Here is a 26,475-nt window from a genome sequence, read left to right as displayed (position 1 = left end):
GATTCTAGATTTAAAGGATATACAGGGGCTGATACCTCACAGGTATCCTTTTTTGCTAATTGACAGGGTTTTAGAAATAGGCGATAATAAGATTGTAGGGATAAAAAATGTGAGCGGCAATGAGCCGTTTTTTCAGGGGCATTTCCCGGGCATTCCCATTATGCCAGGGGTGCTTATTGCGGAATCGCTGGCGCAACTGGGTGCTGTTTATATAAAACAGCAGCCGGAGTTTAAGGATAAACTTATGGTTTTAGCGGGATTAGATAAGTTCAGGTTTAGGCGCCAGGTACTACCTGGAGACCAGCTCAAATTGGAAGTAGAGTTTTTGAGCATGAAGAAGAACATAGGAAAGGGACATGGTATAGCTACGGTTCAAGGCGAAATCGCATGTGAAGGCGATATTCTGTTTGCGGCGGTAGAAAATTGAGGGGAATTTGAGGGATAGAAGATGAGCGGTAAGAGTCGCGGCAAAACTAAAAAGAGGACAGGCAGTAAGCTTAACATAAGCTACTTTATACTGGCAGGTTATCTTGTCACGCTGATCTATCCCCCTTTTTTCAGGGGAATGTATTTTGACGACGAATTTCTGGTGGCTCATATCATCACATCAATTCTGGCCATCATATGGCTTATAAGTAAGTTGGTTTCGGGAGAAAAGAGGTTGTTAAAAGACCCTGTGGATTACGGAGGATTGGCTTTGCTGACTGTCTACGTGCTGGCGTCGTTGTTTGCTGTAAACCCCAGGGCGGCGTGGGGTGAGGTGTTAAAGTACGTCAATTATTTTTTGATTTTGCTGATGGCCAGCAAGCTGCCCCGCAATATAAGAGAGATAAGAGGGTCTATTTACGCGCTGGGTCTCAGCGCTTTTGGCGTGGCGTTTGTGGGCATAGGCGCTGCAGCTGGTACTATCAAGTATAACGGCGCATGGGTAGGTGGCAGGATAAATTCAACCATCCAGTACCCCAATACAGCAGCTGCTTTGATGATGGCAGGATACGTGCTAGTGCTGGCTTTGATGAATACAGCTGGTAACAGGTGGATCAAAGCGTTTTTAAATGCCGCGGAATATACGCTGCTTTTAGCCTTTGTATTCACTTATTCTCGGGGTGCATGGGTGATATTGCCGTTTATTTTATTGCTATACGGTATTTTATTGCCTAAAGGGACGAGATCCGGATTTACGATAGACGTTATAGGTACATTTGTCCCAACGGCTGTAGCGATGAGAGGATTTGGCAACGCTATAGCCACAGGGGCTGGTAGCGCAGCGTGGAAGTGGTATTTGATAGGATTTGCAACGTCGCTGGTGGTAGGGCTGGCCTTGCAAAGTGTGACCGGCTTTACCAACCGCAATATCAGAGCCATAGCCTATGGGGGTATACCTACGGCCATAGCGGTGATTTTGGTGGGTATTTACCTTTTTACAGCTCAGACACAGCTGGTTATGAGCCATATATCGGATAAGACAAACAGCGATATATCTGTGATAAGATTTGTGAATGTAAAACCCAATACCGATTACGTGCTTTCTTTTGATGTAAAAACGAGGGAATTATCCGACAAGCCTTGGGATTACGGTGTAGTGGTACAGAGCAGAGATTACCTGGATACACCCACTAGCATTGTTGAAAAATACGGCAAGGCTTCTCCTACAGGGGAGACGGTGAAAGTGGATTTTAGGACCCTTAAAGACTCCAAAAGGGTTGCCATCGTGTTTACCAACAAATTCGAGGGTACCGAAGCCATAATTGACAATGCATACGTGGAGCAAAAAGGAAGCGGTCAAAGGTCATATCTCAAGCTCAAATATAAATACATACCTGAGAGCATAGCCAGCAGGATTAACGACATAAGCTTTACCACTAAAAATTCTACAGAGCGCATGGTGTTTTACAGAGATGCCTTTAAGATTTACAGGGATTATGCCCTTTTAGGAGCCGGTGGAGGAGCATGGGCTTCTCTGTACTTTATGTACCAGTCTTACCTTTACTGGACCACGCAGACCCATGACTATTTTATGCAGGTTATGGTAGAGACAGGTACCCTGGGCCTTATAGCTTTAGCGATGCTGATAATAGGTTTTATATACGGTTGTTACAAAGGCCTAAAGGTACAGGATAAATGGAATAAGGTGATGCTGGTAGGAGTGGTTTGCTCTGCCGTTGCCCTGTGGTGGCATTCCGCTTTGGATTTCGATTTATCCTTGGGGGCTGTGTCCATATTTTTATGGGCGCTGATGGGGTTGGTGTACGCGTTTTTAAGGCTGGAAGGTATAAGCCCTTCGCCTACGTTTAAATTCGACATAGGTTGTTCAGGGGCTATAGTCCTGGCCATTGCGGCTTTGGTCTTTTCAGCGTCGCTCAGGCTGGGTCTACAGTACAGCAAAAGCGGGTTGGCTATGCTTGAAGCTAATAACTATGCGGGGGCTGTTCAACAGTATAGCAAAGCTGTGGCTTTTGATCCTTTAAATGCCGGCTTTAGGTTGAATTACGGTAAAGCGTTGGAGGCCTTAGGGCAGCAGACGGGGAACAGTGCATACTTAGCTAGATCACAGCAGATGTTTGAAAAAGCTGTAAATCTTGAACCCTATAATTCTCAGTACAACGCAGAGTTAGGGGCTTTTTACCTGCGCCACGGCGCTATTCAAAAAGGGCTTGATAGCATAGAGAGATCTATGGCAGTACAGCCTTTAAGGCCTCAGAACTACCAGCAAAAGGCTGATGCTTACTTTAAGGTAGGGCAGTATTATATGTCTAAGGGCGATAAAGCCGCTGCGAAAAGATACTTTGATGTGGTTTTAAAGATACCTCAGGATGTGGAAAAGGTAAACCGCAAGGCCTTAAAGCCTGTGGAGATGACGCCTGAGACGCAGAATATAATCGATGAGGCGAGAAAGTACGTGCAGCAGATGTGAGGTCGTGGTGTCGTGCTTATAGGAAATGATCAGATTTTAAAAGAGCTTAAAGATTTTAATGCCGCTATAAAAAATAAAAGGCCACCAGAAAAACGCGCTTTAAGGGACTTAATAAAGGAAATAGGTACGTTTTATACTGCTGATAAAAGATGTGAAAATAAGGAGATGAAAATAGCGGCTGTAGACGGCTCTCTTTTCACCTATGGGGGCACTTACCCGTATATGCTGGCGTGCTGTCAATCTTACGCTTACGTCCTTCCCCGGGACAAAGGCGACATATCCTTTGCTAGGGTGTTTTCACCTCTGTTAGACGATGACCTTGAAAGGATGAGGGCTGAGGGGCAGCAGGACGACGTATCTGAGCTGGAGATGGCTGCCATCAAGACGGCACAAAAGCTGATGTCCCAGCTGGAAATGCGAGCTGCTATGGAGGCCGTCCAAAGGTATAGCCCATATTTGCTGATGCTGGACGGGGGCTTTGTCCAGTACCGCATAAAGGCTCCTGAACTGTGGGATGAATTTGTAAAAAAGGCATTGGAGGCGGGTACGCTCATCGTAGGGGTCATAGAAGAGGTTTCCACTCACATGATTTCGGAGGTCCTGGAGAACAGAATACCTTCACAGCCTTACGACAGAGAGGTATTTTACGGAAATCTGGAAGTGGGCCAATGGTTCCTGGTTCACCCTGATTACTGCACAAAGAAAGGCTTTATGACCGCTTTTGCTCGATTTTCAAGACAGCCCCAGGTTATAGCCTGCGATTTTTTGTTTGAGCAACGAGAGCGGGTGGAAGAGGTGATGAACGCTATATACAGCATGACGCCGGAGCACAGCAGGGGAATACCGTTGGTATTGGATTTAGTGGACAGAGCCGTGCGCCTGACGGCTCCAGAAATCAAGAAGCTCATAGAGGTGTCTCTGGACCCTATAGCCAGGGAGATGCTGTTGCGGGCGCAAAGGGACAGGAGATTATTCTAAGAGGTGGATGGGATGAGAGTAGTTGGCACTACTACAGAGCATGAAGCTTTGCTGGTGTCCAGGCAAAGGCCCTTTCGCATAAATGAGATATTGATAATCCAGGATACCAGGGGAGATGTACGGGCAGAGGTGATCAGGACTCAGTCGTTAAATCCCCTTTTGCCTGAAAGCAATTACGGAACAGGGCTTCTGGACGATACGACTTTGAGCACGTTAAGGGCCATGGGTTTTGTCCCTGAAGAGGAGACGCTGTACATTGCCCAGGTCAGGGTGTTAAGCGAATTAGATACGCCCATAACCGTAGGGGCGCAGGCAAGGGTACCGGATTTCGGCGAAATACAGGATATACTGGTTCCTTCTGATGTTTCAAAAAGCCTTCTCATGGGAGTTATAAGGGGTACTGAAGAGCTTTATAAGACCCTTCCTGATTCGCTAAAAGACCTGGAATATACCGTAGATCCCAAAAGCGGTGAATTGTTGCCTCAGAACGGTGTGCCGTTCTTTTTTGATGTGGAAAAAATGGAACAATACCCCCATATAGGGATTTTTGGAGGATCGGGTTCAGGCAAGTCTTATGCTATGAGGGTGCTGATAGAAGAGCTGATGGCCAAGAGGCTTCCCGTCCTGGTCTTTGATCCCCATTACGAGCTGGACTTTTCTCAGCCGATTTTTGGTGTAGATCCCGAAATGTGTTACGCGCTTAAAGATCAGTTTGTACTCCTTGAGCTGGGTACTGATGTGGGCATAAGATTTGACTCACTGACAGAGGCAGAGCTGATGGTGCTGCTGAAATCCTCCATGGGGGAATTTACTGAGAACATGGAACATGCGGCCAGGAGGCTTTACAGGAAGGGAGATAGCCTTCAGTCTTATAGGCAGAGGATTGAGGATGTTATGTGGATTTTGTCCCACAAAAAAGAGGTGGAAGAGCTGGTAAAAGTCAATCCTGAACCGGACACCAGAGAAGCCCGCCTAGTAGAGCTTTATAGCCAGTATTCCCAGGCTCAGCTCAGCGAATACAGCCTCAGCGCGGTGGTCAGGAGGGTAGATGCCTTAGAGATGAGCGGCCTGTTTAAAAAGGATTCCGAGGCCATAGAGCAGGGTTTAAAGAGCGGAAAGACCGTGGTGGTAAGGGGACCTATCAGAAACCTGAATATCTACGCTGTTTACGTTATAAGGCACTTTTACAACAAGCGAAGGGCGTACAGGGATGCGGTGACCCATACGGGAAGGGCTACAGAAGAGTTTTTTCCTCCTTTTTTCATCGTCACCGATGAGGCCCATAATCTGGTGCCCAAGGCCACAGGGTTAAATGATTACGCACCTGCTAGGCCTATTTTCAGGGAAATAGCCCAGGAAGGGCGTAAATACGGCGTATTCTTGGTGTTGGCAACCCAAAGGCCTGCTCTCCTCGATGACACTGTAAACGCCCAGCTCAATACCAAGTTTATATTGAGAACAGTAAGGGCACAGGATATAGATACGATACAGAGGGAAACAGATCTTGCACCGTCGGAGACCGCAAGGTTACCTTACCTCACATCAGGAAACGCCTTTGTGTCCTCTGCCATTACGGGTAGGACTGTGCCTGTGAGAATAAGGGCGTCATGGACGTCCAGTCCTCACGCCCAAAGTCCTTTTGAGGAATGGAGGGCTTATGTAGGTTCTAAAGGGGAGGATCTGTACCCCGTTGTGCAGGAGCTTTTGCCTTTTAACACCATGCAGCTAGCGGCGGTGGCTGAAAAATGCGCTGAAAAGCTGGGCAGGGCTGTATCGGTTGAGGAGCTCAAGGAAGCCCTGGAGCGGTGGTTAGAACAAGGCAGGATAAAATCCAGCATAGGGCGCATGGGCAACATGAGGGTGTACACGGCGAGGTGATTAGAGCTATGAGATTACTCTTTTTTACAGACACCCATTTAAGAAGTACCACTCCTGAGAGTAGAACGGACGACATGGTTGAGACCATGAAAAAGAAATTGAGCGAAATCGTGGAAATAGCCAATGGCTATAGCGTAACAGCTGTAATACACGGAGGCGACCTTTTTGACATGCCCAGCCCGGGGTTGGGGGCCATGGGGGATCTGGTGGGCATCTTTAATCGCCTGCAAGCTCCTGTATATATAATCAACGGTAACCACGACATATACGGGCACAACATCTCCACGCTAAGCCGTACCCTGCTGGGCTTTTTGATAGCTATGGGGAGTTTTACCATTCTCAGCAGACAACCTGTATACGTGGACGACGGCAATGTGAGGGTTCAGCTCACAGGTGCAGGCTACCACTACGATATAGACGATGACCCCTCATCTTATGTGGTGTCAAAGAAAAACTGCGATATAGCTATTCACGTGGCACACGGTATGCTGTTAGATAAGGCGGTATTTCCCGGTGGTAATTACACCCTTATAGATGACGTGAAGGACAGGACAGAGGCGGATATAACCCTGGTTGGACATTACCATATGGGGTTTGATGAGGTCGTATACAACGGCAAGTACTTTTTTAACCCTGGCAGCGTCGTGAGACTTAGCAGCCATCCTGCGGAGATGAGGAGGTTGCCCCAGGTTTTGCTCCTTGATCTTAATGGTAGAATTGATTACAGGTATATAAAATTGAAGTGCGCGAGGCCAGGGCCTGAGGTGCTGGACAGGACAAAGATAGAACAGGCGCATTTTAGAGCTGAAAAGAGGGCGTATTTTCTTCAGGAGATAAGGGCTGCTGCTGGTACTTCCAGGAAAGACCCCTACGGCATTTTGGAAGAGGTAATAAAAGATAGGCAGGACAGCGAAGGGCTGTCAAGAGAAGTAGTAGATGAGGTTAGAAGGCGTTTTGCAGAGGCTGAGGCCATGCTGAAAGGTGGTGTGTGAAGTGCTCTTAAAAAAAGTGGTGCTCAACAACTTTCAGTCCCACGCTCACACTGAGATAGAGATAGCGCCTACCCTTACGGTAATCGTGGGAGAATCAGACAACGGAAAATCAGCCATAGCTAGGGCGATAAGGTGGGTCCTTTTTAACGAGCCCAGGGGATCGGATTTTGTGAGGGCGGGAACGGCCGAGTGCAGCGTATCCCTCGTGTACGACAATGGCGTGTCGGTGACCAGGGTTAGGAGCGCCTCTGGCAGCAAGAACCGGTATGTCATATCCAGGCCAGGGCAAGAAGATCGGGTTTTTGAGGGCTTTGGTACGTCGGTGCCCGAAGAAGTGGTAGAGATTACTGGAGTAAAAAAGATCAGGATAGACGATGACGTCACTATAGACCTGCACACATCGCCTCAGCTGGAACCTCCGTTTTTGCTCATGCAAAGCGGATCTGTTAAGGCCAGGGCCATAGGTCGGCTTACAGGTACTGATATTTTTGACCTGGCCCATAAAAAGGCTACCCAGGATTTCAATAAAAAGAGAGAGGATTTGAAGAAAGTAAGCGCCGAACTGGATCAGTTGGAAGATAGCCTGAAAGAATACGACGACTTGCCTTTATTAGAAGATACGTTGGGAAAGTTAAAAAGCATAGTCGCTACGGTGGATTTGCTCAGCGCTAAAATCGCAGGGCTTTGTGAAAAAAGAGAGGCTGTTAAAAGCAATGTAGAGGAGCTCCAAAGGGTAGAAGACGTTATAAAGGATATAGGTAATATAGAATCCGTGGAGAGCGCTGTTTTAAAGGCAGATGCCCTGTACCAGAGGTATCGCGCTGTGGCGGTTGCTAAAGCTTCTATGGAGGATGTGGCAAAGGGTTTAAGCGCAGCTGATTGGGTGCTGAGGAGTACGGAGCAGATCAGCTTGTGCAGCCAGCGCCTGTCTGATATGGAGGTGCTGGTAGACAAGTGTCGCCTCGTTAAAGGCCTTGGAGACAGGTATAAAAAGTGTGAAAAAGACCTGAAAGTGATCGATAAAGCCATGGAAGACATGAGGTTGATAGGAGAAGCGGATAAGGCTTGTATTAAAGCCGACGATATGCGGCAAAGACTTGCATCTCTTGTGTCTGCCAGGAGCAAGCTTGAAGGGTTAAAAGAGCAGCTTGATCATGTGAATGGCTTTATCAGCGCATCAGAGAACATATCCGAGGTAGAACGTATATCCCAGAGCGCAAAAGACGCCCTGGACAGGTATGCGCAGATGGTGATATTAAATGAGCGATTAAAAGACGTGAATAGACGTATTGCTGACGCCGAAAGAGAATTGAGCACCAGCGAGAGATCTTTGAGGGAGCTGGTGGCTCGGTACGAGAAATTGCTCAGGGCCTTAAAGGTATGCCCTGTATGCTTTTCTCCTATAACCGATGAAAAAGCTCACAAAATCGCTCATGACATGGCAGGTTAAGTGGTAAGGAGGGGTGTAGTGTGAAAAATGCCGGTGATGAACTGGACAAAGTCAACGAGAGCATAGCCAGGCTAAAAGAGGGGATTGAAAAGGCTAAGAGCTTGCGGCAAAGAGCCATGACCCAAAAAGAGTTTTTGCTAAAACAACAGGAGGAATTGAAAAACCAGATAAAGGAGCTGGGCGTGGACCCTGACAAGCTGGATGAAGAAATAGAGAGGCTAAAAAGCCAGATCCAAGAGTACATCAAACAGGCCGACGAGATGATGCCCTGGAGCCTTATAGAGAGGGCCAAATAAGCTATGAGGAGTATAGATGAGCTTAAGAGAGGCCTGGAGGAGCTTACGGCTTATTACAACCAGAGAAAAGGGCAATGCGATAAGCTCAAACAGCAAATAGAAAAAAAGAGGGATGAGTTAAAAGCGCTCCAGCGGGATGTAGATGTCCTCATGAAAGTTAAGCTGGTATTTCAGGTAGCATCGGAAAACGCCAGGGAACAGGCCAGGCAGCATATCCAGCAGATGGTGACATCGGCGCTTCAAAGCGTCTTTGGGCCTGATATATCTTTTGAAGTGGTGCTGGAGGACAAGAGGGACAGGCCCGAGGTAGAATTTCTGGTGGCGTCCACTTACGGAGGCACTGCCAGGATAGCCAACAGACCTGAAGACTCCCGTGGCGGTGGCGTGGTAGACGTGGTGTCTATGGCGCTGAGAAGCGCGCTGCTGGAAGGCATGTATCCCAGGTTAGAGGGCATAATGGTTTACGATGAACCTGCCAAACATGTATCAGGGGAGTACAGCGCGGCGGTAGCAGAGCTCATAAGGGGAATCAGCCAGGATATGGGGAGGCAGATTATAATGATAACCCACAACCAGCACCTGGCGGAAAGCGGTGAAATAGCCTACAGGATATATTTAAAGGATGGCATTAGCTGTGTTGAGAGGATACGCTAGAGGGCTAAGGCTATGGGACTATTAAGTACCATAGCCTTTTTTCTATGTTATTGTATAAATGCAAACCCCGCCACATAAATATTACTAAGGTTAGTCCTACAAAGGGGGTATAGCGGTTGGAGTTTGAGGATTTGATAAAGAGAGACAGAGAGAGCAGGAAAAACATGGGTTTTGAAGGCACATTTCTTGATTATTTAAAGATAGTCAAAGAGAACCCCGATGTGGCTAAATTGGCCCATAAGAGGTTATACGATATTATCATCAAAGAAGGGTATGAGGTGTTAAAACCAGAAGAAAACCTCAGGATAAAGAGGATATACGGCAATGAGACTATTAAGCGATACAATTTTTTTAAGAATGACTTCTTTGGCATAGACAAAGCGTTAATGAAGATAGTGAATTACTTTCACTCGGCGGCGATGAAGGGCGAGGAAGCCAGGCAGGTCCTTTACCTTGTGGGGCCTGTGGGATCAGGTAAGTCTTCCATAATGGAGGCGTTAAAAAGGGCATTGGAGAGGAGCGAGCCCATTTACGCTATAAAGGGATGTCCCATGAGGGAAGAGCCTTTGCATCTGGTGCCAAAACACTTGAGAAAAGAATTTGAAGAAATGCTGGGAGTTCAGATAGAGGGGGACCTGTGCCCTGTCTGCCGGTACAGGTTAAAAGAGGAGTACGGAGGTCAGTACGAAAAGATGCCTGTGGTTACTGTGGATTTTTCCATAAGATCGAGAAAAGGCATCGGGGTGGTTCCTCCTGTAGACCCCAACAATCAAGATACATCGGTGTTGACGGGGTCTGTGGATATATCCAAGATGGACCTGTACCCAGAAGACGATCCGAGGATAATGTCTTTAAACGGCGCTTTTAATGTGGGCAACAGGGGGATTGTGGAGTTCATAGAGGTCTTTAAAAACGACGTGGAATACCTTCATACCATCATTACCGCAACTCAGGAGAAAGCCATACCGTCACCGGGCAAGGGCTCCATGATATACTTTGACGGAGTTATACTGGCTCATTCCAACGAGGCGGAATGGAACAAGTTTAAGTCAGACCATACCAATGAGGCTATTTTAGATAGGATCGTCAAAATTGAGGTCCCTTATTGCCTGGAGCTTAACGAAGAGGTCAAAATATACGATAAGATACTGAGGCAGAGCAGGTTTAAAGCCCATATAGCGCCTCATACGGTGGAGATAGCCTCCATGTTCGCCATATTAACCCGTCTTGCGCCTTCCTCTAAAGTAGACCCCCTTACCAAGTTAAAGATATACAATGGAGAGGAAATAGTGGAAAAGGGCACTACAAAAAAAATAGATATCCTTGAGCTTAGAGAAGAGGCCGGCAACAGAGAGGGGATGTTTGGAATATCCACCAGGTTTATAATAAAAGCTATTGACAGAGCGCTATCGGAATCGGAATACGATTGCATAAATCCGTTAAGCGTCATGGAGTGCCTTATAAAATCGGTAAAAGAGATGGATATAGCCGAGGACGATAAAAAGAAGTACCTGGGGTTTTTACAGGATACCTTGAGAAAAGAGTACAACAGGATTTTAGAAAAGGAGATAACCAGGGCCTTTATTCACAGCTTTAAAGAACAGGCAGAAAGCCTCTTTAATAACTACCTGGACCATGCTGAAGCCTACGTAAACAGGACCAAGTTAAAAGATCGGTCTACGGGGGAGCAATTGGAGCCTGATGAAAAATTTATGAGGTCTATTGAAGAGCAGATAGGCATTACCGAGAGCTCTGCTAAAGGCTTCAGGCAGGACGTGACGTCGTACATGTTTTACCTCATGAGAAATGGGGGTAAGATCGATTACACCTGTTATGAGCCGCTAAAAGAGGCCATAGAAAAAAAGCTCATGGTGTCGGTGAAAGAGTTGACCAGGGTGATAACCAAGGCGAAAGTAAGGGATAAAGAACAGGACGAGAAGTACAACGCCATGGTGGAGGAGATGAAGGCCAGCGGTTACTGTGATCACTGCTGCGATGTGGTGCTAAAGTATGCAGCCAATAACCTGTGGAGGGATTGAGGTATGGCTATATTTAGGGACTATCGGGGATCCCGTTCAGACAGGGCTGCTGAAGACCGAAGGAGGCACCGAGAGCTGGTAGAGGAGTCTATAAAGAAAAACATAGTGGACATTTTGTCAGAGGAGAGTATCATAGGCCAGGGCAAAAATAAAAAGGTCAAGATCCCCATAAAAAGCCTTAAAGAATACCAGTTTATATACGCAAACAATGGGCCGGCAGTAGGGTGCGGGGAAGGCAATGAAAAGAGAGGGGATAAAATAAGCGGTAAAGCTGAAAAGGGCCAAAGGGGGGCAGGAATGGGAGGACTGGAAGACGAAGATATATACGAGACAGAAGTGACTATTGAAGAATTGGTCAATTACATGTTTGAAGACTTAGATCTTCCCTATCTGGACAAAAAGAAGTTTTCGGAGGTTGTATCTGAGCGCTCTATAAAGCGATGGGGATACCAAAAGAAAGGCATACCGCCGAGGCTTTCTAAAAAGCGAACTGTTATAGAGAAGATCAAGCGCAAGCAGGCCACAAAGAGGGCTTTAAGGGAACAAGGCCAGGAAGATGACATAGGTAGATTTCCGTTTAAACAAGATGACCTCAGGTATAAAAGGGTAAAGGAGGATAAAAGAAAAGAATCCAATGCCGTAGTTATTTGTATCATGGACACATCAGGTTCTATGGATCAGACCAAAAAGTACCTGGCCAGGTCTTTTTACTTTTTGTTGTACCAGTTTGTCAAGATGAAGTATTTAAACGTTGAAGTGGTGTTCATAGCCCACTCTACGGTGGCCAAAGAGGTAACCGAAGAGGAGTTCTTTCATAAGGTGGAGGCAGGTGGTACGTATATATCCAGCGGGTATCAGAAAGCGCTGGAGATAATAGAGCAGAGGTACAACCCACGGCACTGGAACATATACGCCTTTCATAGCAGTGATGGCGACAACTGGAGTGAGGATGATAACAAAGCGGTGGAGCTGGCGAAGAAACTGTGCCAGGTGTGCAACCTGTTTGGATATGGCGAGATCATGCCAGGATTTTATTCCAGCACCATAAAAAACAGGTACAGGGCCGAGATACACTATAAGAATTTTGTCATGTGCACCATTTCAAAAAAAGAAGATCTTTGGCCGTCGTTAAAGAAGATGCTAGAGGTCGACCAGGAGGTGTAAGAAAATGGACTATAGCATTAAAGACCTGGAATACTGGAACGAGGTGATAGAAAAAAAAGCCCGGGAGATGGGGCTGAATTTTTACCCTCAGGAGTTTGAGCTGGTAAATTATGAAGATATGCTGGAATACGAAGCTTACATGGGGATGCCATCCAGGTATCCCCATTGGAGTTTTGGAAAAGCCTATGAGCGCTTGAAGACATTTTACAGGTACAATTTGACAGGCCTGCCCTACGAGCTGGTGATAAACTCAAATCCTTGCATTGCTTACCTTATGAAGGATAACACACTGCTTTTGCAGATTTTAACCATGGCTCACGTCTACGCCCACAACGATTTTTTTAAGAACAACAGGCTTTTTATGGAAGGCACCAGGGCCGACATGGCTGTTGAGATGTTTAAAAACCACGCTGACAGGGTTAGGGGGTATATAGCTAATCCGAGTATAGGTTATGAAAGAGTGGAGAAAATGCTCAACGCCGCTCATGGAATAAGGTTTCAGGTACCGAGGGTTGCTGTTAAAAAGGCGTATGAGCCAGAAGAACAGGGTGAGGTGCGGGATAAGCCCAGGGATTTAAACAAAGTGAGACAGGAATTTCAGGACGATTTGCTGTATTTTTTGAGGGAATACGGTGATCTGGAGGAGTGGCAGAAGGACATACTGGAAATTGTGGAAGAAGAAACGCTTTACTTCATCCCTCAAATAGAGACCAAGATAATGAACGAAGGATGGGCCAGCCTATGGCATTACAAGATACTCAAGTCTATAGGTTTGCCCCAAGGCTTTTACATAGAATTTTTAAGCCACCACAATCAGGTGATAGCCCCTGTAAAAGGGGGTATAAACCCTTACTATTTAGGCTTTAAAATTTACTCGGAAATAGAAAAAAAGCATGGATTAGAAAAAATATTTGAAGTCAGGCTATTGGATAGGGACCAAACTTTTATAAGGAGATATCTTACGTACCCGTTGGTCTGTGAGCTCAACCTGTTTGAGTACGTAAGGCAGGGCGATGATATAGTAGTGACGGAAGTACCTGATGAGAAGGGATGGGAAAACATCAGGAATTCGTTGAGCAATTCCGCTGGAATGGGGAGCATACCTTACATAAAAGTAGTAGAGTTGTCAAATAGAGATAAATCGTTGGTGCTGGAACACGTTTACGATGGCAGGGAATTGGAGTTAAACTATGCTCAGGAAACCCTAAAGTACATTGTGGATATATGGAAGCACAAGGTTGTGTTGAGAACAGTGATAGGGGGCAAAAAAAAGGAGATAGTATGCGACGATAATAAACGCGTAAGCATCGTATAAGGATGATGTATAAGTGTTGCGATTAATATTGTCATAGATTGAGTTTTTAAATATAATAATAGCAATGATAAAGATAGAGAGGATGATTTTATACATAATGAAAGATAAACCATGGCTGATACTAATCGCATGTATTGGAGTCGTTATATTTTATTTGATCGCCTATAGTGGAAGCAAGATACTAGATTATATATTTATATTTGCTATAATATTCTACATAGGGTCAATAAATTTAGATATAAATAAATTAAAAAGAAAAATTGATACCTTAGAAAAGAGAATACAGGATTTAGAAAAGGAAAAAAGGGCTGTGAAGTAAACCAGCCCTTTAAATGTATCCTAATTGCCAGATTGAGCTTTGCAATATTCACTATTGAAAAAAATCCGAAAATAAGTTATTATAAATAGAAACTATTCATCACAAATGTGCTTTTCAATATGCAATAAATTTTTTGTATCCTGCATTTTTAGCCGGGGAGGGAGATTTTTGCATGAAAAACTTTTGATGACGCCAGGTCCTACGATGGTACCAGAAAGGGTATTAAAGGCTATGGCGAAGCAACCTGTTCACCACAGAACCCCTGATTTTGGAGAAATTTTTAAATCCATGAACAGGAAATTACAGGAGGTATTTGAGACGAAAAATTACGTGCTCACCTTTCCCGCATCGGGAACAGGGGGTATGGAAGCTGCTGTTGCCAATGTTTTTAAGCCTGGAGATAAGGTATTAGCTGTAAGTATTGGCGTTTTTGGTGACCGTTTTGCTCAGATAGCTAAGCGTTTTGGCGTGGATGTAGATATATTAAGCTACCAATGGGGGTATGCTGCATCTCCCGATGATGTGGCTCAGAGGCTTAAATCTTCCAAGTACAAAGGACTTCTGATCACCCACAATGAGACGTCCACAGGGGTTATTAATGACATAGAGGCCATTTGCAAAAGGGTCAGAGAGGCGGACAAAGATGTACTTATAGTGGTAGATGCTGTAAGTTCTGCCGGTGGAGTGCCGGTAAGAGTGGACGCCAACGACATAGATGTGATGGTGACGGCATCGCAAAAGGCCCTGATGGCACCGCCGGGCCTTGCTTTTGTGACGGTTAGCGAAAGGGCGTGGAAAGCCATGGAATCTGATGGCGTAAGTTATTACTGGGATTTTAAGGCTGCTAAAAAGGGGTTGCAGAAGGCCATCCCTGATACGCCCTATACACCGGCTATTTCGCTGATTGTGGCGCAAAATGAGGCGCTTTCCATGATATTGGAGGAAGGGCTTGAAAATGTGTTTTTAAGGCATCAGAACATAGCCCACGCTACCAGGGCAGCACTGGTATCTCTGGGATTTGAGCTTTTTCCCCAAGAGTCCATTTCCTCGCCGCTTATAACGGCGGTAAAAGCGCCGCAGGGATTTGACGTGGCCAGGTTCTTGGCGCTGGTAGACCAGCGGGGAGTGGTTTTAACAGGGGGGCAAAAGCATTTAAAAGGCCAGATTTTCAGGATAGGGCATATGGGTTACATAAACAAGGATTTTCTCATGAGGGCATTTGAGGCTATTGAAGGCGCGATGGTTGATATGGGTTACGGCGTGGAAAAAGGTGCTAGCATAAAGGTTCTGAATGAAATTCTAAATTAGAGCAAAAGCGAAGGGTGGTGCGCAAAGTTGGAAGGCAAATACAGGGTGATTGTAACAGAGAGAATTGATGAAGCGGGTATTGAGTACCTTAAAGAAAATGCACAGGTGGATGTGAGGTACGACATCAGCTACCAAGAGCTTTTAAAAGTCATAGGAGAGTACGATGCCATCGTGGTGCGCAGCGTTACCAACGTCTCTGAGGAGTTGATGAGGTCTGGCAAGAGGCTTAAAGTGGTAGGTAGGGCAGGAAATGGAACGGACAATATAGACCTGGATGCTGCCACCAGACTGGGTATAATCGTGGTAAACACCCCTGAGGGCAACATAATAGCTGCAGCAGAGCTCACCATCGCTCACATGTTAGCTATTTCCAGAAATCTCCCTCAGGCCAACTACGCTGCTAAGAATAAAGATTTTAGGAGGAACAGGTTTAAAGGAGTGGAACTCCACGGTAAGACGGTGGGGATCATCGGCCTTGGGAGGATAGGTTCCCTTGTAGCTACCCGGTTGAAATCCTTTGGCATGAGGGTTATAGCCTACGACCCCTACATATCTGATGAGAGATTTGCTAAGTTCGGGGCTGAAAAGGTAGACACATTGGATCAGCTGCTGGAGCAGGCGGATTTTATTACCATTCACACGCCCAAGACGCCTGAGACCATAGGCATGATAGGCAGGGAAGAATTTAAAAAAGTGAAGAAGGGCGTTCGAATAGTCAACTGCGCCAGAGGAGGACTTATAGATGAGCAGGCGCTTTACGAGGCCCTTAAGGATGGAACAGTAGCCGCAGCTGCCCTGGACGTATTTGCTAAGGAACCCTCTTACGAAAAAGAGAGGGATGAAGACTTTGACAATCCATTACTGGGCATAGATAATGTAATTGTAACGCCCCATATGGGTGCCTCCACTGTGGAAGCTCAGTACAATGTGGGCTACTCGGTAGCAAAGGCGGTTATCGCGGCGCTAAAAGGCGAAATAACGCCCAATGTGGTTAACATGCCTCAGCTGGATAAAAACGAGCTTAATGCTATAAAGCCATATCTGGCTTTAAGCGAAAAATTAGGCAATATCTATTATCAGGTAGAGAAAGAGCCTGTGAGGAAAATTGAGATAACTTTGAGCGGCGACGTAGCTCAATACAGGCCTCAGTTTATATCTATGTCAGTACTCAAGGGGTTGTTAGATCCCGTTTTAAATGAAAGGGTGAATTTTGTAAACGCTGAATACGTCGCCAAGTCTAGGGGTATCGATGTGATAGTGAGCAACAGCAATGAGGTAGGTAATTACACCAACCTCGTAAAGGTCCGTTTTGAAAATTCCAAGCGAGCCTTAGAATTTGCCGGAACGGTATTTGGCAAAGGCGAGCTGCGCATAGTGAGTTTTATGGGTTATGATGTAGAATTTGAGCCTTCTGAGCACATGGTTGTGGTTAAAAATGTGGATAAACCAGGTGTAATAGGCCAGATAGGTACCCTTTTGGGGGTTTCCAAAGTGAATATATCCATGATGAGAGTAAGTCCTTCCAGGGAGGATGGGATGGCTTTAATGGTCTTAGGCGTAGACAGCCAGCTCTCTAAAGAGACCCTGTCCATGATAAAGAATGTAGACGGGGTTGAAAATGCCATCACGATGAGTTTGTAGGTGTGGCATAAATTTGCACTTGAAAAATGGGTGAAATAATATTATACTAATATTGAAAAAAGAAAACGCAATCCTGTTGGGCCCGTGTTGCTCCTGTTTAACAACCCACAGCTGATAATAGGGAGCCGGAGTCCCGCTGTGGATGAGAAGCCTGCGTCGACAGGACCTCAGAAGCAGAGGGCAGGTTCCCACCCTACGAGAGTAGGGTTGGTTTAAACGAGCAAAACGGCCAGACGGGATGTACTGGTGAGCCCCAAATGGGGCTCTTTATTTGCACTGGTGTTTGATGTATAATAAAAACAAAAACGGAGAGATACACATGATAAGATTTTCTAAAAGATGGGCGCAGGTAGTGATATTTTTTCTGATTTTGATGTCCTCTTTCAGTGTTAAAGCGTACGCATCAAATAGCGCACCTCAGCGAAAGTTTGTAATGGTGGTAGTCAGCAGAGTGGGATTGGACGACTACATAAAGTACGATTTACCTAACATAAAGGACTTGATTGAAAAAGGTTCCATAGGGCTTCTCAATGTGAGGACATCGAAAGACTACGATGAGCCATCGTCTTACTTGAGCATCGGGGCAGGGTCCAGAGCCGAAAGCGACTATCGCGGAGGCCTTGCGTTTAATTACGGTGAGCTATATGGGATAAATAAAGCCGGTGAGCTGTACCACGTATATACAGGCCAGCACGCGTCGGCAGATGATGTGGTAAATTTGGGGATAAACAGGTTAAAAGAGGTTTCTGCAAAACAGGACCACGAGGTGGTTCCGGGGTTATTAGGACAGATACTTAAGGATAATGGAATACCTGTGGCGGTGCTGGGCAATGGGGACATACCAGATTCTAATTATAGGAGGTATGTAGCCCTTATAGGGATGGATGAGAGCGGAAAGGCGAAAGGGGATGTATCAGGGGATTTACACCGGTTGGACAGGGAAGCGCCCTATCTTGTAAGTACGGATTACGACAAGCTGTACAGGGAATATAAAAACTATTCTGCCGGTGGAGGACTGGTGGTTATAGACCTGGGGGATACCATAAGAGCCGATGAGTTCGCTTCGGTTACCACACCCGCCATGGCACCTCGCTACAGGGAGCAGGCGTTAAAAAAAGCTGATGAATTTATAGGGAAAGTAGCTAGGACGCTGGATTTTAAAAAAGACGTTTTGTTGGTGCTTACGCCTTATCCCTCTAAGGAGAATATAGCGAGCAATCACCTTGTGACCCCGATTATAGCAGCGGGATATGGTTATAATGGGGGAATTCTCTCCTCCAAGTCCACCAAAAGAGAGGGCATAGTGCAGAACATAGATATTGCTCCTACGGTTTTACATTTTTTTAAAATAAGTGCTCCTGAATCCATGATGGGATCGCCTCTTTTTTCGCTGTCAGATCCTGTAGGTGGCGGTGAAGCTAAAGCTTTAACGCAGACTAAATTAAACTACATAAATGACATAAACCAGAGGATTGTAGCCACTTATGTCCAAAGGCCCTATTTTATAAAGACTTATGTAATAGCGCAGATAGTGGTTTTATTTATGGCCATACTGGCTTTGTTTTTCGACTACAAATACGCCCGGTATGTTAAGCCGCTGATTCTGGCTAATATGGCAGTGCCTTTGGTGTTCTTAATACTGCCTGCTTTTGATGTGAATTCAGCTATTTTCAAAGCAGCTATTACGGTGGCTGTGTTGATCGCCATGGTGTTTATATCGCTGACCTTATCCAGAAACAACATGGATGTTATAATGATCTTATGCATTATAACTGCTGGTCTGTTGGCAGTAGATATACTCACGGGGCAGAAGCTTATGAAAAACTCCGTGCTGGGTTATGATCCTATTATCGGAGCAAGGTTTTACGGTATCGGCAATGAGTACATGGGCGTCCTGATGGGATCCAGCATCATAGGGTTGACTGCCCTTATAGATAGGTTTAAAAAACCTTATACGAAGTATATAGTGGTAGCCCTGTTTGTCTTTCTAGCGTACATAATGAGCGCTCCAAGCCTGGGAACCAAGGTGGGAGGTTTTATAGTCTCATTTATGGCTTATGGCACGTGCGCAATGCTGTTGTTTAACTGGAGATTTAATCGAAAGAGCTTTATTTATCTCTTTGCTGCTATGCTGCTAGCCATGGTAGGTCTTTTTGCATACGACATGATGAAGGGAGGGCAATCCCATATAGGGAGAACCGCCCTGTTGGTCAAAGCTGAAGGCATAAAACCGCTTCTCATGATATTTCAGCGCAAATTGGCTATGAACTTGAGGCTTATAAAGTATACTATATGGACAAAAGTGCTGATAGCGTTTATACTGGTTTTAGGATTTTTGTTCTATAAGCCTACAAATATTCTCATAAATATATTTAAAAACAACAAAGCTATATACGCAGGGTTTTTAGGCAGCACGGCAGGAATGCTTTTTGCGCTGGCTTTTAACGATGCCGGTATTATCGCTGCTGCTACTATGTTCATATACGTAGTTCCGTCGTTTTTAATAATGGTAATAGATCAATTAAAAGGCTAGGGATTTGATATTTAACCGATATTGTGTTATAATTCCAAAAAAACTATAATAAAAGGAGATGTTTTGCATGGAAACTGTCGATCTTGAGGTAATGACAAGGGGCGCAGGAAAAAGTGTTGCCAGAAAATTAAGGCAGCAGAACTTAATTCCCGCCGTTGTCTATGGGAAAGGTCTTGACAGTTTGCCTATAGCGGTTAACGCGTCAAAGTTTTATGAAATCTATAGGGAACAAGGACACAGTGCTATTGTAAATCTGATCCTGAACGGACAGACCATACCTGGGATAATAAAAGAAGTGCAATACGGGACTTTGGACGGCAAAATTATCCACGTGGATTTTCAGAAGGTGTCCCTGGAGGAAGAGATTGAGGCAGAGATTCCGATAAAAGTTGAAGGAGCAGGTATTATAGAGAGCAAAGGCGCCATCATTCAGCATCAGCTCAGAGAGATAACCGTAAGGTGCAGGGCGCAAGACTTGCCTGAAGAGATTACCGTGGACGTATCTGGCATGGACGTGGGGGATGTGATTAAGGTATCAGACTTAAACGTGCCCAAAGGGGTTAAGGTCGTAGACGAACCTGAGGAGATCGTATTATCTGTCATCGTGCCCAGAGCTGGTGAGGTAGAAGAAACAGAGCCCCAGCCTGAAGGAGAACAATAAAAAGCCGGTTTTTGACCGGCTTTTATTTTTGTGGTTTTATATAGCGCTTACGTCACCGATATTTTCAAAACACTTTTTGCTCAGCCTGGCTGGAATCACGTCGTTTCTCAACAGATCTTCATAGGTCTCGCGCTTTACGATTACGTCAGCACGACCGTCTTTTACCAGTACTACAGCGGGTTTGGTAAGGCGGTTGTAGTTGCTGGCCATGGAATAATTATACGCACCTGTGCTCATGACGGCGATTATGTCGCCGGATACCACATGGGGAAGCCGTACATCCCATATTAGCATATCTCCGGATTCACAGCACTTTCCCGCAATAGATACCACTTCGCTGTTTTCTTCAAAGACCTTATTCGCAATGACAGCCTCGTATTTGGCACCGTATAAAGCCAATCGGGGATTATCGGTCATGCCGCCATCCACCGAGATGTATTTCCTTACGCCAGGTATATCCTTGATGGCACCGACGGTGTAAAGGGTCGTACCTGCATTGGCTATGATGGATCTCCCTGGTTCGATGATGACCCTGGGTTTAATTATGTCCAGCTCCTCTACCATTTTTTCCAGCGTCTCAAACACGACCTCAGCGTAATCCTCTATGGAAGACGGGTTATCTTCTTCGGTGTAATAGACTCCAAATCCTCCACCCAGATCCAGCTCTTCTACTTCATAACCTGTCTCATCCTTTATTTGCTTTATAAACCTGGTGGTTATTTCCACTTCTCGCTTGTAGGAATTCATTTCGAATATCTGAGAGCCTATGTGGCAGTGTATGCCTTTTAAATTCAGGTTAGGCATTTTTATGGCCATTTTTATGGCTTTCATAGCCTGGCCATCGGGAACGTTAAAGCCGAACTTGGAGTCCAGCTGTCCTGTCATTATATACTCATGGGTATGGGCTTCTATGCCTGGTGTTATCCTTATGAGTATATCTGCCTTTTTACCCAGCGTTCCCGCTATATAGTTGAGGATTTCCAATTCATAAAAGTTATCGACTATGATGCGGGAGACGCCTGATTTAAGGGCGAGTATAAGCTCATCAGGGCTTTTATTGTTGCCGTTAAAATACACCTTCTCCATGGGGAAATCTGCTTGAAGCGCTGTGTATATCTCACCGCCTGATACCACATCAAGGCCTAACCCTTCTTCGTCAATTAAACGGGCCATGGCCATGTTCATAAACGCTTTAGAAGCGTATAAGACCACACCGCCGTGTTTTTTCACAAAGGAGTTATAATATCTCCTGCAGGTTTCACGTACCAGCTGCTCGTCGATGACGTAAAGAGGAGTACCGAACTTTTTAGCTAATCGAACAGTATCACACCCACCGATCTCCAGGTGGTTTCTAGAATTGACCTTCATAGTGCCATGCAATCTCACTTATTTCACTCCCTTAAATATTTGCGCATTTAAGGGAGTTGCCTCCCTTCCATGCGCGAGATAGCTCTCCACCGGTTTATGCCGCCGGTGACAGTCCTGCACCTATTCGATGCAGGCCCAGCTACAGGAAATGGGCTTTTCCTGCGCTTCGGCGAAATCCCCTTTCAGCTGCTTCATCGCAGCCCGTGCTCTACAGCTTACTCATGAATTTCGCGCCTCTACTTCACTGCTGGAAGATGAGGTGTTTTGTTTTTTTCATTTTACAGCATAAAAATCATTGTGTCAAGGGAAAATAAGAGCGGATAGAGCGGAGGTGTGTTTATGCAAAAACTGACACAACAGGAGCTCATATACAGCTGCTTTAACAACGCGGAAAAACAAGAGAAAACTTTAAAGGATAAGTGCTTGAAGTACGCCAATCAGATCGGTGACCCTATGATCTCAGGGATTCTAGAGGAGTGCGGTAGAATTGCATCAAAACACATGGATGGCATAAAGCAGAAAAGAAAGTTGATAAAGCTGCCGTCGTTGGTGAAAACCAATATGTCATTAGACACCCTGGATTTGATGCAGGATGTCGTTAAAGAGGTGATAAAGCTTCAGACCTTTTACAACGACCACATCATAATGATAACAAATCCTGATATAAGGGAAATGTTGACTCAGTTCAGGGATGAAGAGATGAAGTCTATATCCATGCTTCAGCAGAAAATTGAAGCCATAGAGTCAAAGCCCACCGAAATAAATAAGGTATTTTCGACGAGAGAAGGGTTATGATGGGTTGGATCATAATATTTGTGCTGAGCTGGATTCTTTTTATATTGTGTGCTGATTGGAAGAAACTATGGCCAGGGATATTGGGGGGTATATATGCGGTTATAGTTCAGATTATCGTCGATAGGATTTCTATAAGCTTGAACCTCTACACGGCAAAAGGATATATAATAGACCTGCTGGGGAGTGGATCGATTTTTTTTACCTTAGGACCCGTTTTTACCATGGGTACATTATTAGTGCAGAACATCCCAGATAACAGATGGATGAGGCTCTTAAATATATTTGTGTGGGTAGGTTTTTTTATGCTTATGGAGTGGCTTATGCTCTCTTTTGGCTACCTGGAATACAGGCACTGGAATCAGCTATACAGTTTATGGGTTGATATAGTGGTATTAATGAATATTTCATGGGTAGGAGAAAACTTTGTTAAAATGGAGAGGTAATAAAGATGTATCTATTTATAGCTTATGGTGTGGGTATAAGTATACTGATATACGTATATGTCCGTATGTTAAAATTGAGAAAGTGGTGATAATGTGAAAGTAGCCATTGTTGGAGCAGGTATATCTGGACTTGTTTGCGCATATCAGCTGGAAAGCTACGGCATAAAACCTGTTATTTTTGAGGCGCAATCTTCGGTGGGAAGTGGCTATAGCCACGTAGGTGCGGTTTTACAGGTCATAACAAGACCCACGGTTAATCCCATCATGTATGAAAAAGTAAAATTTGATATACCGGTTCAGCCGACGGCTGTTTTAAATAGGATCGTGATGAACGGCCCTACAGCGAGGAGTGTAATAAAAGGCAACGATCTAGGCTGGCTTTTTATCAGGGGGCCAGAAGAGAATTCACTGGAGAACAAACTGTACAGGCTCATAAAATCGAATGTGAACTTTAATACAAAGATTGATGATCTGGAGCCTTTAAAGAAAGAATTTGATTATGTGGTGGTGGCAACAGGGAATAATTATTTTGCGAAACAGTATGGGTGCTGGCAAGATTTGATGGAAACATGGCTTAAAGGAGCTATCGTAGTAGGGGAATTTGATCCCAATACACTTGTAATGTGGATGAATGCAGCTTACGCTAAGTCAGGGTACGCTTATCTGGCCCCTTATGATTCTAGAAGGGCCATTGTGGCAATGATGGTACCCTACATAAGCAGGGACGAATTAGAGGAACGATGGCAGCTGTTCTTGAATATGGAAAATATCACTCACGAGAAAATCGAGGGTTTTTTAATGCAACATAGTTCTGGCAATGTTTATCCCCATGTGGTAGAGAACGTGTACTTTATAGGCAGTGCAGGAGGAGTATTAGAGCCGTTTCTTGGATTTGGACAATACCACGCGATACTGACGGGTTGCATTGCGGCTAAATGTATTGTCGAAGAGAAGGATTACGAAAAAGAGCTCCTGTACATCAAGAGCGAGTTTAATAAGATGTTTGTATTTAGAAAGGCACTGGACAGGATGACCAACAGGGGCTACGATTTTATCATAAAGTTCCTGGGGTTTCCAGGGTTAAATAAATTGATATACGGCACGGGAATAAATGCAGTTAGGTACCTTTCATGGTTGGTAGACAACGTTTATAACAGGTTCTGGGGTAGAAATCCTTTAAAGTGAGAGCGGTGATGGCATGAAAGTGGCGATTATAGGTGCAGGGATATCTGGCCTTGCTTGCGCTTACGAACTGGAAAGGCTGGGAGTAAATCCCGTAATATTTGAAAGGCGTTTTACGGTGGGAGATTTTCATCAACATACGGGGGCTATGTTGCAGATTAGCAGCAGGCCTATTTCTGATCAATTACAGTATATAAGAGATAAATTTGACATAACCCTCTTGCCTTTAAATAAAATAGAAGAAATAGTTATGTACAGTCCGCGGAATAAAGCCGTGGTCAGGGGCGCACATTTAGGTTATACTTTTCAGAGAGGACAAGATGAAACTTCTATGGAAAGGCAATTGTGGCGCTTTGTAAAATCTAAGGTCAATTTTAATACCCATGCTGATTACAAGGTATTGGCCAAGGAGTTCGACTATGTAGTAGTAGCGTCAGGTAATCACATGATAAGCAACGACGTGGGCATATGGAGGGAAGCCATAGTTGCTTTTATAAAAGGCGCTGTAATACTAGGCGACTTTAATCCGCGTTCGATGTCAATATGGGTTGATACCGATTTTGCTAAATCGGGCTATGGGTATATGATACCCTTTGATGACAAAAAGGCTACGCTGGGACTTGTAGTTCCTTATGCAACCAAAAAGGAGATGGAAAATTACTGGAATCTTTTTCTAAAGACCATCAAGCTCAACAACCCCATAGTTGAGACTTTTGAACAAGATCTAACAGTGGGGTACTGTACGACCCATGTGGTCGATAACATGTACTTTGTGGGCAATGCGGCAGGTTTACTGGATCCGCTACTGGGGTATGGCATTTTTGCGGGGCTTTTGAGTGGCATATATGCAGCTATAGCTATTGTGCAGAAAAAGGATTATGAAAAAATGATTAAGCCCCTTGTCAGAACCATTGACGCCTTTACGGCTTTCAGGAATTATATAGATGAGTTAGACAATAAAGGAATTGACAGGCTTATAAAGTTTTTAAAAGTACCGGGTATAAAACATATGATTTATAATACCAACATCAATGTGCTTCAGCTAGGGGCGAGGTTGTTGAGAAAGTAATTCTTGTACCCCATAGTTAGCTATTGTATAATGGAGAGGAGTGTTGTTACATCGAAAGGGGATTTTGATGAGTATAATATCATACATACTGAGTTTTAAAGCGTATGCAATGCTTCCCATTGTCATTTTCGCCATAGACCTGATGATATCCATAAAGCCGGGCCAGGCTTTAAAATCATCCCTCACCTTAGGTGTGGGCCTTGCTGGCATTTTTATTGTCATAGATTTTCTGGTGACTAATGTAGGTCCTGCAATCGATAATTTGATAAATCAGAGGAGTTTAAATTATCCTGTAATGGACGTCGGATGGCCTTCTTTGGCTGCAGTGGCTTGGGCTTCTGATATAGGTATGGTCACCATACCTATGGTTTTATTGATCAATATAGCCATGATTTACTTTAATGTAACCAGGACGATTGACGTGGACATTTGGAATTACTGGCATTTTGCTATATTGGGTGTGATGGTGAAAAAAGCCACGGGTAGTTTTTATGTAGCTGTATTGGCTACAGCGGTGATTGCGATTATAACCTTAAAGCTGGCGGACTGGACTGCGCCACTGGTGGAAAAGCGGTTTGGCTTTAAAGGCATATCGGTGCCTACTGTATCTGCTGTTACCTTTTTCCCCGTAGGCGTTATAGGAAATGCCCTTTTGGATAAAATACCTTATATCAAGGATCTCCATGCCAATCCGGACACTATTAAAAAGAAATTTGGGGTGCTGGGAGAGCCTGTTATCATAGGTTTTGTTATCGGAGACTTCATAGGTATTATTTCAGGTTATGATTTAAAAGGGATTCTGCAGCTGGGGGTATGTTTGGCTGCGGTGATGGTGTTATTACCTGCTATGGCAGGGGTTTTGGTAGAGGGCTTAAATCCTATATCCGAAGGCATAAAGGACTTTATGCAAAGGAAGTTTCCGGGCAGAGGTAGATTGTACTTAAGTGTAGATCCGGCGTTGCTTATGGGCAATACGTCGGTGCTGGTTACGGGATTGCTGCTTATACCTATATCCATAGCTTTGGCGTTTATAATACCAGGCAACAGGATAATACCTTTAGCAGATTTGACCAACCTCATGACCACCATTTCCATGGTCATCTTGGCAACTGACAGCAACGTGATAAGGGCTTTGATTTTAGGCGTGCCTATCGTCGCAGTGGACCTCCTTATTTCCTCTAAAATGGCGGAACTATTCACAGCTCTTATGCGCTTTTACGGGATTTCAGGTGAAAAAGGCTATCATGGCCTTATGAGCAGCTTTACCGACGGGGGCAATCCCTTGAGATACTGGCTTTTTGAGGCGTTTAAAGGCGATGTGTACGGCTATGCGTCGTTGCCCATCTTGGTTCTTTTGCTGTACGCCTCATGGCGCGCTTGCAAGAAATTTAGGTCAAGCGGAGGAGCTATGATTGAGGAGGATTTTAAGGTTTAGTGTAGAATAGAAATATTGATGAGGACATTAAGAAAGGGGTT

General features: G+C 44.9%; 22 protein-coding genes, 1 other RNA gene and 1 riboswitch. Of the genes, 22 read left to right on the top strand and 1 reads right to left on the bottom strand.

The features are described 5' to 3' along the window. Position 1: 1 nt before the first annotated feature. From fabZ to CALPO_RS0104975, 17 genes are all read left to right on the top strand, one after another. The gene (gene fabZ / locus CALPO_RS0105050; protein WP_026486357.1) at positions 2 to 427 is read left to right on the top strand and encodes a 3-hydroxyacyl-ACP dehydratase FabZ; all 426 of its coding nucleotides are present in this window, start codon (positions 2 to 4) and stop codon (positions 425 to 427) included. A 21-nt stretch (positions 428 to 448) separates the two neighbouring features. Further along, positions 449 to 2,914, top strand: coding sequence for an O-antigen ligase family protein (locus CALPO_RS0105045; protein WP_026486356.1), 2,466 nt, complete (start codon positions 449 to 451; stop codon positions 2,912 to 2,914). Between the two features lie 12 nt (positions 2,915 to 2,926). Further along, a complete protein-coding gene (locus tag CALPO_RS0105040; RefSeq protein WP_026486355.1) occupies positions 2,927 to 3,892 on the top strand; it encodes a DNA double-strand break repair nuclease NurA in 966 nt (321 codons plus the stop codon). Between the two features lie 12 nt (positions 3,893 to 3,904). Beyond that, on the top strand, positions 3,905 to 5,770 hold the full coding sequence (locus CALPO_RS0105035; protein ID WP_026486354.1) for an ATP-binding protein: 1,866 nt from the start codon (positions 3,905 to 3,907) through the stop codon (positions 5,768 to 5,770). Between the two features lie 8 nt (positions 5,771 to 5,778). Next, positions 5,779 to 6,762: a metallophosphoesterase family protein gene (locus CALPO_RS0105030; protein ID WP_026486353.1), complete on the top strand. Its 984-nt coding sequence runs from the start codon at positions 5,779 to 5,781 to the stop codon at positions 6,760 to 6,762. Position 6,763: 1 nt separating this feature from the next. Next, a complete protein-coding gene (locus CALPO_RS14150) occupies positions 6,764 to 8,212 on the top strand; it encodes an AAA family ATPase (protein WP_051585836.1) in 1,449 nt (482 codons plus the stop codon). A gap of 20 nt (positions 8,213 to 8,232) precedes the next feature. Next, positions 8,233 to 8,508: a hypothetical protein gene (locus tag CALPO_RS0105020; RefSeq protein ID WP_051585835.1), complete on the top strand. Its 276-nt coding sequence runs from the start codon at positions 8,233 to 8,235 to the stop codon at positions 8,506 to 8,508. Between the two features lie 3 nt (positions 8,509 to 8,511). After that, on the top strand, positions 8,512 to 9,162 hold the full coding sequence (locus CALPO_RS0105015) for a DNA repair protein RecN (RefSeq protein WP_026486351.1): 651 nt from the start codon (positions 8,512 to 8,514) through the stop codon (positions 9,160 to 9,162). A gap of 116 nt (positions 9,163 to 9,278) precedes the next feature. Continuing rightward, positions 9,279 to 11,201 (top strand): PrkA family serine protein kinase, encoded by a 1,923-nt coding sequence (locus CALPO_RS0105010; protein ID WP_026486350.1) that lies wholly within the window; start codon positions 9,279 to 9,281, stop codon positions 11,199 to 11,201. A 3-nt stretch (positions 11,202 to 11,204) separates the two neighbouring features. Further along, positions 11,205 to 12,365 carry a sporulation protein YhbH gene (gene yhbH, locus CALPO_RS0105005; RefSeq protein WP_026486349.1) on the top strand — a complete coding sequence of 387 codons (1,161 nt, stop codon included), beginning with the start codon at positions 11,205 to 11,207 and terminating at the stop codon, positions 12,363 to 12,365. Positions 12,366 to 12,369: 4 nt separating this feature from the next. Further along, positions 12,370 to 13,680 carry a SpoVR family protein gene (locus CALPO_RS0105000; RefSeq protein WP_026486348.1) on the top strand — a complete coding sequence of 437 codons (1,311 nt, stop codon included), beginning with the start codon at positions 12,370 to 12,372 and terminating at the stop codon, positions 13,678 to 13,680. Positions 13,681 to 13,777: 97 nt separating this feature from the next. Beyond that, the gene (locus CALPO_RS0104995) at positions 13,778 to 13,999 is read left to right on the top strand and encodes a hypothetical protein (protein ID WP_026486347.1); all 222 of its coding nucleotides are present in this window, start codon (positions 13,778 to 13,780) and stop codon (positions 13,997 to 13,999) included. Positions 14,000 to 14,167: 168 nt separating this feature from the next. Next, positions 14,168 to 15,307: a pyridoxal-phosphate-dependent aminotransferase family protein gene (locus CALPO_RS0104990; protein ID WP_026486346.1), complete on the top strand. Its 1,140-nt coding sequence runs from the start codon at positions 14,168 to 14,170 to the stop codon at positions 15,305 to 15,307. Positions 15,308 to 15,334: 27 nt separating this feature from the next. After that, entirely contained in the window at positions 15,335 to 16,948 is a 1,614-nt protein-coding gene (gene serA / locus CALPO_RS0104985; protein ID WP_026486345.1) for a phosphoglycerate dehydrogenase, read from the top strand. Positions 16,949 to 17,015: 67 nt separating this feature from the next. Further along, a non-coding RNA gene (gene ssrS / locus CALPO_RS14405) (6S RNA) lies at positions 17,016 to 17,192 on the top strand. A 75-nt stretch (positions 17,193 to 17,267) separates the two neighbouring features. Beyond that, the gene (locus CALPO_RS0104980; protein WP_035172336.1) at positions 17,268 to 19,481 is read left to right on the top strand and encodes a hypothetical protein; all 2,214 of its coding nucleotides are present in this window, start codon (positions 17,268 to 17,270) and stop codon (positions 19,479 to 19,481) included. A gap of 67 nt (positions 19,482 to 19,548) precedes the next feature. Beyond that, positions 19,549 to 20,142, top strand: a complete 594-nt coding sequence (locus CALPO_RS0104975; protein WP_026486343.1) for a 50S ribosomal protein L25 — start codon at positions 19,549 to 19,551, stop codon at positions 20,140 to 20,142. Positions 20,143 to 20,178: 36 nt separating this feature from the next. Here the strand turns inward: CALPO_RS0104975 and lysA are convergent, their stop codons facing one another. Next, positions 20,179 to 21,510, bottom strand: a complete 1,332-nt coding sequence (gene lysA, locus CALPO_RS0104970; protein ID WP_035172333.1) for a diaminopimelate decarboxylase — start codon at positions 21,508 to 21,510, stop codon at positions 20,179 to 20,181. A gap of 71 nt (positions 21,511 to 21,581) precedes the next feature. Further along, positions 21,582 to 21,757: riboswitch (Lysine riboswitch) on the bottom strand. Positions 21,758 to 21,849: 92 nt separating this feature from the next. Here lysA and CALPO_RS0104965 point away from each other — a divergent pair. From CALPO_RS0104965 to CALPO_RS13285, 5 genes are all read left to right on the top strand, one after another. Beyond that, a complete protein-coding gene (locus CALPO_RS0104965) occupies positions 21,850 to 22,305 on the top strand; it encodes a ferritin family protein (protein ID WP_026486341.1) in 456 nt (151 codons plus the stop codon). Further along, the gene (locus tag CALPO_RS0104960) at positions 22,305 to 22,748 is read left to right on the top strand and encodes a hypothetical protein (RefSeq protein WP_026486340.1); all 444 of its coding nucleotides are present in this window, start codon (positions 22,305 to 22,307) and stop codon (positions 22,746 to 22,748) included. Before CALPO_RS0104965 ends, CALPO_RS0104960 begins: the two co-directional genes overlap by 1 nt. Positions 22,749 to 22,841: 93 nt before the next feature. Next, positions 22,842 to 23,933 carry an NAD(P)/FAD-dependent oxidoreductase gene (locus CALPO_RS0104955; RefSeq protein ID WP_026486339.1) on the top strand — a complete coding sequence of 364 codons (1,092 nt, stop codon included), beginning with the start codon at positions 22,842 to 22,844 and terminating at the stop codon, positions 23,931 to 23,933. Positions 23,934 to 23,946: 13 nt separating this feature from the next. Beyond that, positions 23,947 to 24,999 (top strand): NAD(P)/FAD-dependent oxidoreductase, encoded by a 1,053-nt coding sequence (locus CALPO_RS15035; protein ID WP_026486338.1) that lies wholly within the window; start codon positions 23,947 to 23,949, stop codon positions 24,997 to 24,999. A gap of 67 nt (positions 25,000 to 25,066) precedes the next feature. Next, positions 25,067 to 26,434: a PTS galactitol transporter subunit IIC gene (locus CALPO_RS13285; RefSeq protein WP_051585833.1), complete on the top strand. Its 1,368-nt coding sequence runs from the start codon at positions 25,067 to 25,069 to the stop codon at positions 26,432 to 26,434. Positions 26,435 to 26,475 lie beyond the last annotated feature (41 nt).

The sequence above is a fragment of the Caldanaerobius polysaccharolyticus DSM 13641 genome (genome assembly GCF_000427425.1).
GTDB lineage: Bacteria > Bacillota > Thermoanaerobacteria > Thermoanaerobacterales > Caldanaerobiaceae > Caldanaerobius > Caldanaerobius polysaccharolyticus.
Note: the sequence above shows the minus strand (reverse complement) of the source record. Positions and strands in the feature narration are given on the sequence as shown.

Coding starts and splice junctions, on each gene's coding strand:
- CALPO_RS0105030 (WP_026486353.1), top strand. CDS start 5,779: ATGAGATTACTCTTTTTTACAGACACCCATTTAAGAAGTACCACTCCT.
- lysA (WP_035172333.1), bottom strand. CDS start 21,510: ATGAAGGTCAATTCTAGAAACCACCTGGAGATCGGTGGGTGTGATACT.
- CALPO_RS0104965 (WP_026486341.1), top strand. CDS start 21,850: ATGCAAAAACTGACACAACAGGAGCTCATATACAGCTGCTTTAACAAC.
- CALPO_RS0105045 (WP_026486356.1), top strand. CDS start 449: ATGAGCGGTAAGAGTCGCGGCAAAACTAAAAAGAGGACAGGCAGTAAG.
- CALPO_RS0104980 (WP_035172336.1), top strand. CDS start 17,268: ATGATAAGATTTTCTAAAAGATGGGCGCAGGTAGTGATATTTTTTCTG.
- CALPO_RS0104995 (WP_026486347.1), top strand. CDS start 13,778: ATGAAAGATAAACCATGGCTGATACTAATCGCATGTATTGGAGTCGTT.
- CALPO_RS0104975 (WP_026486343.1), top strand. CDS start 19,549: ATGGAAACTGTCGATCTTGAGGTAATGACAAGGGGCGCAGGAAAAAGT.
- yhbH (WP_026486349.1), top strand. CDS start 11,205: ATGGCTATATTTAGGGACTATCGGGGATCCCGTTCAGACAGGGCTGCT.
- CALPO_RS0105000 (WP_026486348.1), top strand. CDS start 12,370: ATGGACTATAGCATTAAAGACCTGGAATACTGGAACGAGGTGATAGAA.
- CALPO_RS15035 (WP_026486338.1), top strand. CDS start 23,947: ATGAAAGTGGCGATTATAGGTGCAGGGATATCTGGCCTTGCTTGCGCT.
- CALPO_RS0104960 (WP_026486340.1), top strand. CDS start 22,305: ATGGGTTGGATCATAATATTTGTGCTGAGCTGGATTCTTTTTATATTG.
- CALPO_RS13285 (WP_051585833.1), top strand. CDS start 25,067: ATGAGTATAATATCATACATACTGAGTTTTAAAGCGTATGCAATGCTT.
- CALPO_RS0105015 (WP_026486351.1), top strand. CDS start 8,512: ATGAGGAGTATAGATGAGCTTAAGAGAGGCCTGGAGGAGCTTACGGCT.
- CALPO_RS0105035 (WP_026486354.1), top strand. CDS start 3,905: ATGAGAGTAGTTGGCACTACTACAGAGCATGAAGCTTTGCTGGTGTCC.